13 protein-coding genes are annotated in these 13274 nt (G+C 63.1%); 10 read left to right on the top strand and 3 right to left on the bottom strand.

Annotated elements, in window-relative coordinates; genetic code table 11:
* Positions 1–67 precede the first annotated feature (67 nt).
* A complete protein-coding gene (gene dprA, locus EG244_RS04420) occupies positions 68–1261 on the bottom strand; it encodes a DNA-processing protein DprA (RefSeq protein ID WP_124963803.1) in 1194 nt (397 codons plus the stop codon).
* 119 nt (positions 1262–1380) lie between these two features.
* Entirely contained in the window at positions 1381–2802 is a 1422-nt protein-coding gene (tldD, locus tag EG244_RS04425) for a metalloprotease TldD (protein ID WP_124963804.1), read from the bottom strand.
* Positions 2803–3002: 200 nt separating this feature from the next.
* Here tldD and coxB point away from each other — a divergent pair, with 200 nt between their 5' ends.
* The 9 genes from coxB to EG244_RS04470 all read left to right on the top strand — a co-directional run bounded on the left by coxB (position 3003) and on the right by EG244_RS04470 (position 10484).
* Entirely contained in the window at positions 3003–3902 is a 900-nt protein-coding gene (gene coxB / locus EG244_RS04430; protein WP_124963805.1) for a cytochrome c oxidase subunit II, read from the top strand.
* A gap of 59 nt (positions 3903–3961) precedes the next feature.
* Positions 3962–4906 (top strand): heme o synthase, encoded by a 945-nt coding sequence (cyoE, locus tag EG244_RS04435; protein ID WP_124963806.1) that lies wholly within the window; start codon positions 3962–3964, stop codon positions 4904–4906.
* Positions 4900–5097 carry a hypothetical protein gene (locus EG244_RS04440; RefSeq protein WP_407644029.1) on the top strand — a complete coding sequence of 66 codons (198 nt, stop codon included), beginning with the start codon at positions 4900–4902 and terminating at the stop codon, positions 5095–5097. The genes cyoE and EG244_RS04440 overlap by 7 nt, the downstream gene beginning before the upstream one ends.
* A complete protein-coding gene (locus EG244_RS04445; RefSeq protein WP_124963807.1) occupies positions 5094–5666 on the top strand; it encodes a cytochrome c oxidase assembly protein in 573 nt (190 codons plus the stop codon). Before EG244_RS04440 ends, EG244_RS04445 begins: the two co-directional genes overlap by 4 nt.
* Positions 5667–5687: 21 nt before the next feature.
* Positions 5688–6488, top strand: a complete 801-nt coding sequence (locus EG244_RS04450; RefSeq protein WP_124963808.1) for a cytochrome c oxidase subunit 3 — start codon at positions 5688–5690, stop codon at positions 6486–6488.
* A 91-nt stretch (positions 6489–6579) separates the two neighbouring features.
* The gene (locus EG244_RS04455) at positions 6580–7239 is read left to right on the top strand and encodes an SURF1 family protein (RefSeq protein WP_124963809.1); all 660 of its coding nucleotides are present in this window, start codon (positions 6580–6582) and stop codon (positions 7237–7239) included.
* Between the two features lie 10 nt (positions 7240–7249).
* On the top strand, positions 7250–8644 hold the full coding sequence (gene thrC, locus EG244_RS04460; RefSeq protein ID WP_124963810.1) for a threonine synthase: 1395 nt from the start codon (positions 7250–7252) through the stop codon (positions 8642–8644).
* Positions 8641–9900, top strand: a complete 1260-nt coding sequence (locus EG244_RS04465) for a M16 family metallopeptidase (protein ID WP_124963811.1) — start codon at positions 8641–8643, stop codon at positions 9898–9900. Before thrC ends, EG244_RS04465 begins: the two co-directional genes overlap by 4 nt.
* Positions 9900–10484 (top strand): GNAT family N-acetyltransferase, encoded by a 585-nt coding sequence (locus tag EG244_RS04470; RefSeq protein WP_124963812.1) that lies wholly within the window; start codon positions 9900–9902, stop codon positions 10482–10484. Before EG244_RS04465 ends, EG244_RS04470 begins: the two co-directional genes overlap by 1 nt.
* Before the next feature lie 647 nt (positions 10485–11131).
* Here EG244_RS04470 and EG244_RS04475 read toward each other — a convergent pair.
* The gene (locus EG244_RS04475) at positions 11132–11359 is read right to left on the bottom strand and encodes a DUF1127 domain-containing protein (protein WP_124963813.1); all 228 of its coding nucleotides are present in this window, start codon (positions 11357–11359) and stop codon (positions 11132–11134) included.
* A 344-nt stretch (positions 11360–11703) separates the two neighbouring features.
* Between EG244_RS04475 and EG244_RS04480 the strand changes: the two genes are divergently transcribed.
* Positions 11704–12771, top strand: a complete 1068-nt coding sequence (locus tag EG244_RS04480; protein WP_124963814.1) for an Mrp/NBP35 family ATP-binding protein — start codon at positions 11704–11706, stop codon at positions 12769–12771.
* Positions 12772–13274: the final 503 nt, after the last annotated feature.

The following is a 13274-nucleotide window of genomic DNA, read 5'->3' on the forward strand; positions in this document are numbered from 1 at the left end:
CCACCAGAGCAGCGGCAGCGGAGCAACATGGGGGCTGCCGGGCGGGTTTGTCAAGGAAGGCTGATCCTCACCTCTGACGTGTGCTTCCTGTGGTCGCAGCACTGCAGAGCAACCCGCCGGGGCGCCGTTCGACCGCGTTTTCCAGTTCCAGATGCAGGAGGGCGGGCGCCAGCTCGGCGGGGGGGATGCCAAGCTGGCGCAGCAGCTGATCCTCCGCGACAGGAGCAGGAGAGAGCAGCGTCAGGATCCGTTCGCGCAGGGAAGGCCCGGGTCTGCGCTGCGCCGTTGCGGCCATTGCACGGGCGATGGCCGCGCCGCCGCCTGCGGGCGATGGACGGGCGCTTTGCGGCAGCGGGTTGCGCGGCGGCGGCCGCCCCGTCACCTCCAGCACATCGCCTGCATGGCGGATCAGCGTGGCCCCGTCGCGCAGCAGCATATTGCAGCCCTCGGCCCGCGGATCGAGCGGGTGTCCGGGCACCACCAGCACCTCGCGCTCCTGATCGAGGGCATTGCGCGCCGTGATCAGACTGCCTGAGCGCTGTGCGGCTTCGGTGACAATGACCGCGCGGCTCAGCCCCGAGATCAGCCGGTTGCGCAGCGGAAAATGCCGGGTCATCGGCTTCATGCCGGGCGGCTGCTCACTCAGCAGGGTGCCATGGCGCGCGATCAGCCGGGCGATATCAAGGTTTTCTTCCGGCCAGGGGCAGTCCGCGCCGCCTGCCAGAACCGCAATGGTGCGGCTGGGACCCGCCCCTTCATGGGCGGCGCGGTCAATGCCGCGCGCCAGCCTCGAGCAGATCATAAAGCCCGCGTTTGCAAGATCCTGCGCCAGTTCGCGCGCCAGCCTCAGCCCCGCGCTGGAGGCGTTGCGCGCGCCGACGATGGCGAGGGCCGGGGCCCGCAGTGGCAAAAGACTGCCCGCGATCCAAAGGACCGGCGGCGCATCACTCAGCGTGCTCAGCGTGGCGGGGTAATCCGCCTCGCCGTGGCGCAGCAGGCGCAGACCCGCGCGGGCACCCTTGCGCAATTCGTCTTCGGCGAGTTTTGGCGGGCAGGGGGCATAGTCACAGGCCCCTGCAGCCGCAGCGATCCCGGGCAGTGCCTCAAGGGCGGCGGCGGCAGAGCCGTGCTCAGAGAGCAGCCGGTGAAAGGTCACCGGACCAACCCTTGGGGAGCGAATGAGGCGGAGCCACGACAGTCTGTCGTCTTCCGCGGTGGGTGGGGTGAAGGGTGTGGTGGAAGATAACAAACGCTGTTCCATCGCAACCTCGCCTCATCCGCACAGCCAGAATGCGCGGCGATTGGTTAACCCCCGGTAAATTTTCCGGGGGAAAACCGATTATTTTCGCCTCATGCGTGTTTTTCTTTTTCGCGCACCCTTCAGGCGGCAGAGCCGCCCACGGTCAGCCCGCCCAGCAGCAGCGAGGGCTGGCCCACGCCGACCGGCACCCACTGGCCCGCTTTGCCGCAGTTGCCCACGCCGGGATCCAGCGCGAAGTCATTGCCGATGCCGCGGATCAGCCCCATGGCGGTCGGACCATCACCGATCAGCGTGGCCCCCTTCAGCGCCTCGCCGACCACGCCATTGCGGACGCGGTAAGCTTCGGTGCAGTTGAAGACGAATTTGCCGTTGGTGATATCGACCTGGCCGCCGCCAAAGCCCACCGCATAGATGCCGTCTTTCAGATCGGCCAGCATGGCTTTGGGGTCGTCTTTGCCGTCGATCATAAAGGTATTGGTCATCCGCGGCATGGGGATATGGGCGTACCCCTCGCGGCGGCCATTGCCGGTGGGGGCGACGCCCATCAGGCGGGCGTTCTGGCGGTCCTGCATATAGCCGACCAGAATACCGTCCTCGATCAGCACGTTGCGGGCTGAGGGCGTGCCCTCATCGTCGATGCTGATCGAGCCGCGGCGATCGGCGATGGTGCCGTCATCGACGATAGTGACACCGCGGGCGGCGACCTGCTCGCCGATGCGGCCCGAGAAGGCCGAGACGCCCTTGCGGTTGAAATCGCCCTCAAGCCCGTGGCCCACGGCCTCATGCAGCAGAACGCCCGGCCAGCCGGGGCCGACCATCACATCGAACTGCCCCGCCGGAGCCGCCACCGCGCCCAGGTTCACGCCCGCGACGCGGATCGCCTCGCGCACGACGCCCTGCCAGTGGTCGCGCTGCATCAGCCCTTCCAGTGTGATGCGCCCGCCACCGCCGGACGAGCCGGTCTCGCGGCGGCCGTTCTCCTCAAGGATCACCGAGACGTTCAGCCGCGCCATGGGGCGGATGTCGCCGATGCGCAGCCCCTCAGGGCGCAGGATCTCAATTTCCTGCAGCGATGCGGCCATCGAGGCCGTCACCTGCACGACGCGCGGATCAAGGTCACGGGCGAAGCTGTCGATCTCGCGCAGGGTCTCGACGCGAATCGCAAACTCTGACCCGGCCAGCGGATTTTCATCTGTGTAAAGGCGACTGTTGGTCCTGGCAGGCGCCTCAGCGAGGGTGCCGCCGCCTTCGCCCACGGCAAGGCGCGCCGTCTCTGCGGCGCGCTTCAGCGCGGAAATCGAGATCTCGGTGGCATGGGCATAGCCCGCCACTTCACCGCGAACGGCACGAAGTCCAAAGCCTTCTGAGGCATCATAACTCGCCTGACGGATGCGCCCGTCATCGAGCACCAGGGCCTCAGAACGCTTGCGTTCAAGGAAAATCTCGCCATCATCAGCCCCTGACAGGGCCTCCCTCAGAACGGCGAGTGCCTCAGCCTCGTCGAAGCGGGTCTCAAAGGGACGGAAGCGGTCCTCAGCCATCGGGATACCTTTCTGCTGGTCTGCACGTGTCCTGACTGAGAGCAAGCTTTGCCACTGTCAACGATGGTTTCGCTTGTCCCGGGTGCGACAATATGGTTTCTCCCGGGGACAGGAACAACGGGATTCTGCCTTTTACGTGGCAGGGTCTGCGCTAAGCGGCAGTTTTCGCCGCACCACGACGGGACGTACGGGATTTTAACATGCGTTTTGCAACCACTCTTCCGGCCAGCCTGACCGCCGTGGCGGCCGTGCTCGCCGCACAAGCCGCCTCGGCTCAGGACAGCCTGCCAGTGGTCGGTCGTCCGGTTGATAAGGCCCTTGGTTTTCAGCCTGCCGCAACCGAACTGGCCCGCGAACTGCAATGGCTGGACGGCTTCATTCTTTATATCATCACTGCGATCACGATCTTTGTGACGGGTCTGATGGTCTGGAGCATCGTGCGCTACAACCGCCGTGCGAACCCGAAGCCCGCGACCTTCACCCATAACTCGCCGATCGAAGTGGCATGGACGGTTCTGCCGATCGTCATTCTGATCGTCATCGGCGCCTTCTCGCTGCCGGTTCTGTTCAAGCAACAGGAAATGCCTGCCGCCGATATCACCGTAAAGGTGACCGGCAAGCAGTGGTTCTGGACCTATGAATACCCCGAGCATGAAGTCGAATTCGACAGCTATATGATCGGCTCTCCGGCGACCGGCGGTGACAACCGTCTGAACGCGGAAGTTGAGAAGCAGCTGGCCGATGCGGGCTACAGCAAGGAAGACTTCCTGCTGGCAACGGACACCGCCATGGTGGTGCCGGTTGGAAAAACCATCCTTGTGAATGTGACGGCTGCCGATGTGATCCACTCCTGGACCATCCCGGCCTTCGGTGTGAAGCAGGACGGCGTTCCGGGTCGCCTGGCGCAGCTGTGGTTCAATGCTGAGAAAGAAGGCATCTACTTCGGTCAGTGCTCGGAACTTTGCGGCATTGCCCATGCTTATATGCCCATCACGGTGAAAGTCGTCTCAGAGGCCGACTACGCCGCCTGGGTCGAGCGCGCGAAAGCCGGCGAATTCGCCTATTTCACCAAAGCTCAGACCATCGCAGCCGCGAACTGAGTAAGATCTGACTGAGGTCCGGGCCGCGCGCATTGCGGCCCGCGACGGGAGACGGAAGAATGACGGACCTGCGCGCCAGTGAAATTACTCATGCCGCCCCCAACGAGGCGGGTTTTGGTGACTACGTCGCTCTGTTGAAGCCGCGCGTCATGTCTTTGGTGGTTTTTACCGCCATGGTGGGCCTTCTGGTGGCGCCGGTTTCGGTGCATCCCTTTGTGGCGGCAACCTCCATTTTGTTTATCGCATTGGGCGGCGGTGCCTCTGGCGCGCTGAATATGTGGTATGACGCCGATATCGACCGGGTGATGAAGCGCACCGCCTCGCGCCCGGTGCCTTCGGGCCGGGTGCAGCCGGGCGAGGCTCTGGGCCTTGGGCTGGCGCTTTCGGGCATCTCGGTTCTGATGCTGGGGCTTGCGGCCAATTGGTTCGCAGCGGCTTTCCTCGCCTTTACCATCTTCTTTTATGCCGTGGTCTATACGATCTGGCTGAAACGCTCGACGCCGCAGAATATCGTCATCGGCGGTGCTTCGGGGGCCTTTCCGCCGATGATCGGCTGGGCCTGCGCCACGGGCGGCATTTCGATTGAGAGCGTGATGATGTTCATGCTCATCTTCTTCTGGACGCCGCCGCATTTCTGGGCGCTCGCGCTGTTTATGAACTCGGATTACGAGAAGGCCGGCGTGCCGATGCTGACCGTGACCCATGGTCGTAAAGTCACCCGCAACAATATTCTGGGCTATACCGTGGTGCTGGCCCCGATCGCGATCGGCGCGGCCTTCACCTCGATCGGTGGTCCGCTGACCCTGGCGGTGGCGCTGGTGCTGAACGCCTTTTTCCTGATCGGCGCTTACCGCATCCGGAAGCGGGATGAGACGGTGGCTCAGGCTGATAACTACGCCGCCGAGCGGAAGTTCTTCCGCTTCTCGCTGGCCTATCTTTTCCTGCACTTTACGGCCTTTATGGTCGAGGCGGCTCTCAAGGCTGCCGGATACGGCGGATGGTAATGATGAACGGTAAAGTCTTTTTCACGCCCGAGCATGAGCTGCACAAACGCCGCTTCAGCCGCAATATGGGCCTTGGCCTGGTGCTGGCGGGCTTTGTCGCGCTGGTCTTTGGCCTGACCGTGGTCAAGGTGACCACGGGGGAGTTGCAGGAAACCTATTCGCAGCAGAGCCACGGCGGTAGCCAGCCATGAACCCGACCAGCAAAACGGCGCTTCAACTCGGCGGTGTGGTGGTGCTGATGGCGTCGCTGTCCTTTGCAGCGGTGCCGTTTTACGACTGGTTCTGCCGGGTGACCGGCTTTGGCGGCACCACCAACCAGGCCAGCAGCGCCCCGGCGCAGGTGCTTGACCGGGTGATGAAGGTCCGTTTTGATGCCGGAGTTGCCAGCGATATGCCCTGGAAATTCCGTCCGCTGCAGCGCGAGATGGAGATCCGCATCGGGGAGACCGGTCTGGCGTTTTATGAAGCGCATAACCCCACGGACCGCCCCGTCGCGGGGACCGCAAGTTTTAACGTCGCGCCGTTCTCGGCCGGCAGCTTTTTTACCAAGATCGACTGCTTCTGCTTCAGCCAGCAGACCCTGCAGCCCGGTGAGACCGTGCAGATGCCGGTGACTTTCTTTATCGACCCGGAACTGGTGAACGATCGCGAAGCCAAATTCGTGCGCGAGCTCACTCTTTCTTATACATTTCACACGACAGACCTGCCCGCGGAGCAGGCGGCGCTCGCGCCGCCTGTTACCGGAACGGTGGCCAACTGACGCAAACGAGGGAACAGCGTAATGGCTCACGCAAAGAACCACGACTACCATATTCTGCCGCCATCGAGCCTGCCGTTCATCGGGGCCGTGGCAACCTTCATTATGCTCTTTGGCGCCGTGCTGTGGATGAAAGGGATGACCCCCTGGATGTTCGCCATCGGCTTCGTCGGCGTGCTTTACACCTTCTATGCCTGGTGGGCCAATGTGGTTCATGAAGGACAGACCGGGGATCACACCCCGGTGGTGCAGATCGGCCTGCGCTTTGGCGTGCTGCTCTTCATTATCTCGGAACTCATGTTCTTCGTGGCATGGTTCTGGAGCTTCTTTAAGCATGCGCTTTACCCGATGGGACCAATGAGCCCGATCCGCGACGGCGTCTGGCCGCCGGCTGGCATCGAGCTTTTTGATCCCTGGCATCTGCCGCTGATCAACACGCTGATCCTGCTCTGCTCGGGCGCGGCCTGCACCTGGGCGCACCATGCGATTGCGCATGAGAACAACCGCAAAGACATGATCAACGGCCTGGCGCTGGCGATCGTTCTGGCCGTGTTCTTCACCATCGTTCAGGTTTATGAATACAGCCACGCCGCTTTCGGCTTTGCCGGTAATATCTACGGCGCCAACTTCTTCATGGCGACCGGCTTCCACGGCTTCCACGTCGTCATCGGCACGATCTTCCTGTTCGTCTGCATGGTGCGTGCGATGAAGGGGCATTTCACCCCGAAACAGCACGTGGGTTTTGAGGCAGCTGCCTGGTACTGGCATTTCGTCGATGTGGTCTGGCTCTTCCTCTTTGCCGTGATCTACGTCTGGGGTCGCTGATCCCCTGAGGCGGGGGTTGCCCCCGCCTTCTGCCCAAGGCAATAGTGCGCGGACCCCACCGGGTCCGCGTTTGACTTTTGCGGAGGCTCGCATGCTGCGCCGTCTGATCTTTCCCGTCATCCTCGGGCTTGCGGGCTGTGGGGTCCTGATCGCGCTTGGCTCCTGGCAGGTTCAGCGCCAGCTTTGGAAGAACGACATCCTGGCCGGGATTGAGGCGGGCATTGCCGCAGATCCCGTGGCGCTGCCGCCGGAAGGCCAGGGCGAGATCTATCTGCCCGTGGCCGTCTCGGGTCAGCTGACCGGCGATTATCTGCGGGTGCTGGTCAGCCGCAAACAGATCGGTCCTGGCCACCGCATCATCGCCGTGCTGGAAACCGATGGCCGCCGCGTGCTGGCGGATCTGGGCTTCATCCGCGATGGGGCAAAACTGCCGGAAATCAGCGGGCAGCACAGCTTTGCCGCCAACCTCCACCGCCCTTCAGAGGTGGACGCCTATACCCCCGCGCCGGACCGGGCCGCGAACCTCTGGTTTGCCCGCGACGTGGCGGCCATGGCGGTTGAATTGAAGACCGAGGCGACCTTTGTGGTCGCCCGCGAAACCGTTGTACCGGGGATTGAGGCGATGCCGCTTGATACCTCCGGCATCCCGAATGACCATCTGCAATATGCCGTCACCTGGTTCCTGCTTGCGACTGTCTGGGCAGGGATGACAGGGCTTCTGATCTGGCGTATTTCGCAACGCAGAAGCTGAGGAGAAGGCCATGCAGTATATCTCAACCCGCGGCAGCGCACCGGTTCTGGATTTTGGCGGCGCGATGATGACCGGCCTTGCGCGGGATGGCGGGCTTTATGTGCCCGAGCATCTGCCGAGCTTCTCGAAAGATGAGATCGCCGCCATGGCGGGTCTGTCGTACGAAGAGATCGCTTTCCGCGTCATGCGCCCTTTTATCGGTGAGACCTTCACCGACGAAGAGTTCAAGGGCCTGATCGCCGCTGCCTATGCGGGCTTTGAGCATGCGGCCCGCGCGCCGCTGAAACAGCTTGGCCCCAATCATTTCCTGCTGGAGCTGTTCCACGGCCCCACGCTGGCCTTCAAAGACTTCGCCATGCAGCTCATCGGTCAGATGATGCAGGCGGCGCTGGCGAAATCGGGCAAGCGCATCACCATCGTGGGCGCCACCTCCGGCGATACCGGCTCGGCCGCGATTGAGGCTTTCCGGGGTCTTTCCAACGTCGATGTTTTCATCCTCTTCCCGCATGGCCGGGTGTCTGAAGTGCAGCGCCGTCAGATGACGACGCCTTCGGAATCCAACGTCCATGCTCTCGCGCTGGACGGCGATTTTGATGATTGTCAGGCGCGCCTGAAGGACATGTTCAACCACTTTGAGTTCCGCGATGCCGTGGGCCTTGCGGGGGTGAACTCGATCAACTGGGCGCGGGTTCTGGCCCAGGTGGTTTACTACTTCTCCTCGGCCGTGTCGCTGGGCGCGCCGCATCGCACCATTGATTTCACCGTGCCGACCGGCAACTTCGGGGATATCTATGCCGGGCACATCGCGCGCTCTATGGGGCTGAGCATCGGGAAACTGGTGATCGCCACCAACCAGAACGACATCCTGCACCGCACCCTGGAAACCGGCGTCTATGAGACCCGGGGGGTTGCCCCCTCGATGAGCCCGTCGATGGACATTCAGGTCTCGTCGAACTTTGAGCGGCTGCTTTTTGATGTGCTGGACCGCGAAGGTACGGCGGTCAATGATCTGATGAATGATCTGAAGACCACCGGCAAATTCACCGTGCCCCAGGGCGCGCTTGAGGCGCTGCGCGCGGGCTTTGCTTCGGGGCGCGCCTCCGAGGAAGAGACCCTTGCGACAATCGGCGCCACGCTGAAAACCACGGCAGAGCTGATTTGCCCGCATGGGGCAGTTGCAGTGCAGGTGGCGGAAGCCCATCTTGGGGAAAACCCGATGGTGACCCTCGCCACCGCGCATCCGGCGAAATTCCCCGATGCGGTGGAGAAGGCCTCGGGCATTCGCCCGGCTCTGCCCCCGCGCATGGCCGACCTGTTTGAGCGGCCCGAGCGCGTCACGCGGGTTCCCAATGATCTTGCCGCGCTTGAGGCGCTGGTGCTTGAAACGACTGGACATAACATATGATCCGCATTGAGACGCTGCCCAACGGGCTGCGCATTGCAACGGACGCCATGTCGTCGCTGGAAACGGCGGCGATCGGGCTTTGGGTAAACGTCGGTGCCCGCCATGAGGCGGAGGACCAGAACGGCATCGCTCACTTCCTTGAGCATATGGCCTTCAAAGGCACCGCCCGCCGTTCTGCGCTGCAGATTGCCTCAGAGATTGAGGATGTTGGCGGCTATCTCAATGCCTATACCTCAAACGAGAGCACGGCCTATTACGCCCGGGTGCTGAAGGCCGATGTGCCGCTGGCGCTGGATGTGATTGCCGATATCACCCTCAACCCCGCGTTCGAGAAGCGCGAGATTGAGATTGAGCGCGGTGTGATCCTGCAGGAAATCGGGCAGATGCTCGATACGCCCGATGATGTGGTCTTTGAGTGGCTGCAGGAGACGGCTTTCCCGACGCAGCCGCTGGGCCGCTCGATCCTTGGTACTGCTGAGCGGGTCGGCGCCTTTGACGCTGCCGATCTGCGCAAATTCGTGGGCGCGCATTACCATCCCGGCCAGATGATTCTCTCGGCTGCGGGGGCGGTGGATCACGATGCCATCGTGGCCCAGGCGAAAGCTCTCTTTGGTCACCTCGAAGCGCGTCCCGTCAGCCCCTTCGAGCGGGCGAAATTCGCCGGCGGCGAGCGGCGTGAGATCGAGGATCTGGAGCAGGTGCATCTGGCCTTCGCCTTTGAGGCGGAAAGCTGGCACTCGAAAGATCTGCATGTTGCGCAGACCTGGGCCGGGGCCATGGGGGGCGGCATGTCCTCGCGTCTCTTCCAGAAACTGCGCGAAGAACATGGCATGTGCTATACGGTCGATGCCCAGGCCGGGGCCCATGAGGACACCGGGCTGATCACCGTTTATGCGGGCACCAGCGCCGAGCAGGTGGGCGATCTGGCGCGCTATACCATGGATGAGCTGAAACGCTCGGCCGATGATCTGAGCGAAGCAGAGGTCGCGCGGATTCGCGCACAGCGCCGTGCCGGTTTGCTGATGGGGCTTGAAGGTCCCTGGGCGCGGACCCAGCATATGGCCCGGATGCTGGCACTTTATGATAAAGTGCCGCAGATGGGGGAAATGGTGGCTGAGATTGACGCTGTGACCCTGGACCGGGTGAAAACCTATGCCGGAAATCTCGCCGCGCGCGGGAATATGGCCATGGCGGTCTATGGCCAGGCCGAGGCGACACCCTCGCTGGAAGAGCTGCGCGAAAGGCTTGCCCACTGATGCTGAAGCTGCGCAGACGCACCGTCATTGAGACCCCGCGTCTGACGCTGCGCCTGCCGCAGCAGGCTGACCATATGGCCTGGAGCAACCTGCGCCAGACCTCGCAGGCGTTTCTGGCCCCCTGGGAGCCGGTCTGGGCCGAGGATCACCTGAGCCGGCGGTCCTTTTCCAACCGGGTGTCCTGGGCCCTGCGCTCAGATGCCGAAGGCTCGGGCCTGCCGCTGTTCGTGATCCGGCGCGAAGATCAGATGCTGATGGGCGGGATTACCCTCGACTATATCCGCCGCGGCCCGGCGCAGTCCGGCACCATCGGCTATTGGATGGGAGAGCCCTTCACCCGCCACGGCTATATGCGCGAAGCCATTGAGGCGCTATCGCATCATGCCTTCACGCGCCTTGATCTCAGCCGGATCGAGGCCGCCTGTCTGCCGGAAAACACCCCCTCGCGGGCTTTGCTGGAGAAATGCGGCTTCAAATATGAGGGCGTGGCCCAGGCCTATCTGCAGATCGGCGGCCGCTGGCGCAATCATGTGCTTTATTCGCTGCTGCGCCATGACCGGCGGGGCAGGGTGCTGCCGGGCTGAAACGCAAACAGCATCATCAACAGCTTAACGCGCCTTCGGGCGCGTTTTTTCATTTCAGGCTTCGGAAATAAGAAAGGCGGCAGTCCCAGGGAGGAGGAGGGGACTGCCGCCGTTAACGATCGGCCCAGGGAGGAGGAGGGGCCTTTCGCGATGGCAGCAACCCCAGGGAGGAGGAGGGGGCCGCTGCCGAAGCTCAGGGTCCAGGGAGGAGGAGGGACCCGTCGCATATCTGGTGCGCGTTGCACCGGTATTCTGTGGCAGCGACCTCAGGGAGGAGGAGGAGGCCGCTGCCGAAGCTCAGGGTCCAGGGAGGAGGAGGGACCCGTCGCATATCTGATGCATGTAGCACCGGTATTCTGTGGCGGCGACCCCAGGGAGGAGGAGGGGGCCACCGCCGAAGCTCAGGGTCCAGGGAGGAGGAGGGACCCGTCGCATGTCTGGTGCCTGTTGCACCTTTATTCGGGTGGCAGCGACCTCAGGGAGGAGGAGGAGGCCGCTGCCGGAACGATCGGCCCAGGGAGGAGGAGGGGCCTTTCGAACTGGATCCGGATCTTCGCAGATCCGGGGATTGAGGGACGACGACCCGAGGGAGGAGTAGTCGCCGTCCTTCTCTGCGTCCCGGGAGGAGGTGGGACGCGAGAAAAGAATTACACGTCTTTCCCGTAAGCGGCTTCGAGAGCCACGCGGGTGATGCCCGAACGCGAGATGCCGAGGTCGGCGAGGTCACGCGAGGACAGTTCGTTCAGTTCGCGGCGCGTGCGGGTGAAAACCCGGTAGCGCACAAAGCCGTCACGCAGGGCGGCAAAGAAGCCGTTGCCCTGCAGCTTGCCAGCAGAGGCGGCGGACAGCGGAGCGTTGGTCGATGCGAGTGCCATTTCAGGGTCCGGTCGATTACTGTTTCAACGAAAGTCTTAACATCTGGTGCCCGACGGCTCGTTGCCTGCCGGTGAACCCTATTTGACCTATTTGCTGCAATTGCACAATACGCGCTTCCGGCAACGCCGCGTTGCACCAGGCGCATGGCTCGCACGGGTCATATGCACTTGAATTCTTACGATTTGCACAGGTTTTAAGCTTTTCAGATCTTCGCTGCAGAGCAGCATTAATCATTTATGCTGTGCTGCGGCATGGTGGGAGGTTTTTGTTCTCTCACTGGCGGCCCCGGGGAAATATTCGTAAAAGGAGGGCGGTCAGACCGAAGACAACAGGAGTTCCGATCATGGCGGTGACGCGCGACGAGGTTATGGGGGTTTTGGCGCAGATCTCTCTTCCGGGGGGCGGCGATCTGGTGTCGCGCGATCTGATCCGGGCTTTGCAGATCCAGAATGGAGAGATTCGCTTCGTGCTGGAAGTGGCCGATGCCGCAACCGCCGGTCTTCTGGCCCCCGTTGAAGCCCGGGCCAAGGCGGCGCTTCTGGCGCTGCCGGATGTGCAGTCGGTCTCTGTTATCATGACCGCGCCCGCGGCGAAGGCGCCGCCGCCGGATCTGAAGATCGGTCGCCACCCCACGCCGCAGCAGGGCGGGCCGCAGCCGGTGCCGGGCGTGGCGCGCATTCTGGCGGTCGGTTCGGGCAAGGGGGGCGTGGGCAAATCCACCGTTTCCTCCAACCTTGCCGTGGCGCTGGCAAAGCAGGGCCGCCGGGTCGGGCTGCTGGATGCCGATATCTATGGCCCCAGCCAGCCGCGCATGATGGGCGTTAATCAGCGCCCCGCCTCTCCCGATGGCAAGACGATCATGCCGCTGCATGCTCATGGCGTGACGCTGATGTCGATCGGCCTCATGCTGAAAGAGGGGGATGCGGTGATCTGGCGGGGCCCGATGCTGATGGGCGCGCTGCAGCAGATGCTGAACCAGGTGGCCTGGGGGGAGCTGGATGTGCTGGTCGTCGATCTGCCGCCCGGAACGGGGGATGTGCAGCTGACGCTGTGTCAGCGCTATCCGGTGACGGCGGCGGTCGTGGTCTCGACCCCGCAGGACGTGGCGCTGATTGATGCGCGCAAAGCGCTGAAGATGTTTGACACGCTGAAGACGCCGGTCGCGGGTCTGATTGAGAATATGTCGATGTATGTCTGCGAGAACTGCGGACATGAGGCGCATATCTTCGGCCATGGCGGCGTGCGCGCCGAGGCCGAGCGCGAGGGCCTGCCCTTCCTTGGCGAAATTCCGATCAGCCTTGAGGTGCGTCTGGCGGGGGATGCCGGAACGCCGGTTGCCGTGGGGGACGGTCCGGTCTCGCGCGCTTATGCGCGGCTTGCGCAGCGGCTGATCGCGGATGGGGTGGCCTGACCCGGGTCACGGCCCTGTGGTCTTTCATGGAACTCAGGACGTCTGATGCCGCCCGCAGTCTCTCCCGAGGCTGCGGGCGCCGTCATTTCCAGGGCGCGGCGCGGATCACTGCGCCGTGTGTCCCGGTGATTCGGATGTGAACGCCAGGGTGTTCCCCTTCTGATCCGTGAAGACGCCCGCTTGCCTGTGACAGATTTGCAAGGGCGTGGAAAATGGTGGAACTTTCTTATCCACAGGGGCCGCCTGGATATTGTGTTTCGTCAGAGCGGCTTCGCCTGGAAATCCGCAAACGACTCTCCCCCGAGTCGGAATGTCGCGGCGAAATCCCCCTCATAGTTCCATGTAGGTCCATAATCCCCCTTGTCGGTCCGTGGTGATCCATGGCATCCATAGGTCAACCGGAGACGGGAGCAGTGATTAAGGGGAGCCGAATAACCCCGAACCTGAGGCAGGTTTCACAGGCGCCCCCAACTTCCGGGCAAGAACAAGAACCCGACGGGCCA

Source organism: Falsigemmobacter faecalis (genome assembly GCF_003863335.1).
Lineage (GTDB): Bacteria > Pseudomonadota > Alphaproteobacteria > Rhodobacterales > Rhodobacteraceae > Wagnerdoeblera > Wagnerdoeblera faecalis.

What these genes read in the sequence shown, in the direction of transcription:
- dprA (WP_124963803.1), bottom strand. Translation starts at nt 1,261, where the DNA reads ATGGAACAGCGTTTGTTATCTTCCACCACACCCTTCACCCCACCCACC.
- tldD (WP_124963804.1), bottom strand. Translation starts at nt 2,802, where the DNA reads ATGGCTGAGGACCGCTTCCGTCCCTTTGAGACCCGCTTCGACGAGGCT.
- coxB (WP_124963805.1), top strand. Translation starts at nt 3,003, where the DNA reads ATGCGTTTTGCAACCACTCTTCCGGCCAGCCTGACCGCCGTGGCGGCC.
- cyoE (WP_124963806.1), top strand. Translation starts at nt 3,962, where the DNA reads ATGACGGACCTGCGCGCCAGTGAAATTACTCATGCCGCCCCCAACGAG.
- EG244_RS04440 (WP_407644029.1), top strand. Translation starts at nt 4,900, where the DNA reads ATGGTAATGATGAACGGTAAAGTCTTTTTCACGCCCGAGCATGAGCTG.
- EG244_RS04445 (WP_124963807.1), top strand. Translation starts at nt 5,094, where the DNA reads ATGAACCCGACCAGCAAAACGGCGCTTCAACTCGGCGGTGTGGTGGTG.
- EG244_RS04450 (WP_124963808.1), top strand. Translation starts at nt 5,688, where the DNA reads ATGGCTCACGCAAAGAACCACGACTACCATATTCTGCCGCCATCGAGC.
- EG244_RS04455 (WP_124963809.1), top strand. Translation starts at nt 6,580, where the DNA reads ATGCTGCGCCGTCTGATCTTTCCCGTCATCCTCGGGCTTGCGGGCTGT.
- thrC (WP_124963810.1), top strand. Translation starts at nt 7,250, where the DNA reads ATGCAGTATATCTCAACCCGCGGCAGCGCACCGGTTCTGGATTTTGGC.
- EG244_RS04465 (WP_124963811.1), top strand. Translation starts at nt 8,641, where the DNA reads ATGATCCGCATTGAGACGCTGCCCAACGGGCTGCGCATTGCAACGGAC.
- EG244_RS04470 (WP_124963812.1), top strand. Translation starts at nt 9,900, where the DNA reads ATGCTGAAGCTGCGCAGACGCACCGTCATTGAGACCCCGCGTCTGACG.
- EG244_RS04475 (WP_124963813.1), bottom strand. Translation starts at nt 11,359, where the DNA reads ATGGCACTCGCATCGACCAACGCTCCGCTGTCCGCCGCCTCTGCTGGC.
- EG244_RS04480 (WP_124963814.1), top strand. Translation starts at nt 11,704, where the DNA reads ATGGCGGTGACGCGCGACGAGGTTATGGGGGTTTTGGCGCAGATCTCT.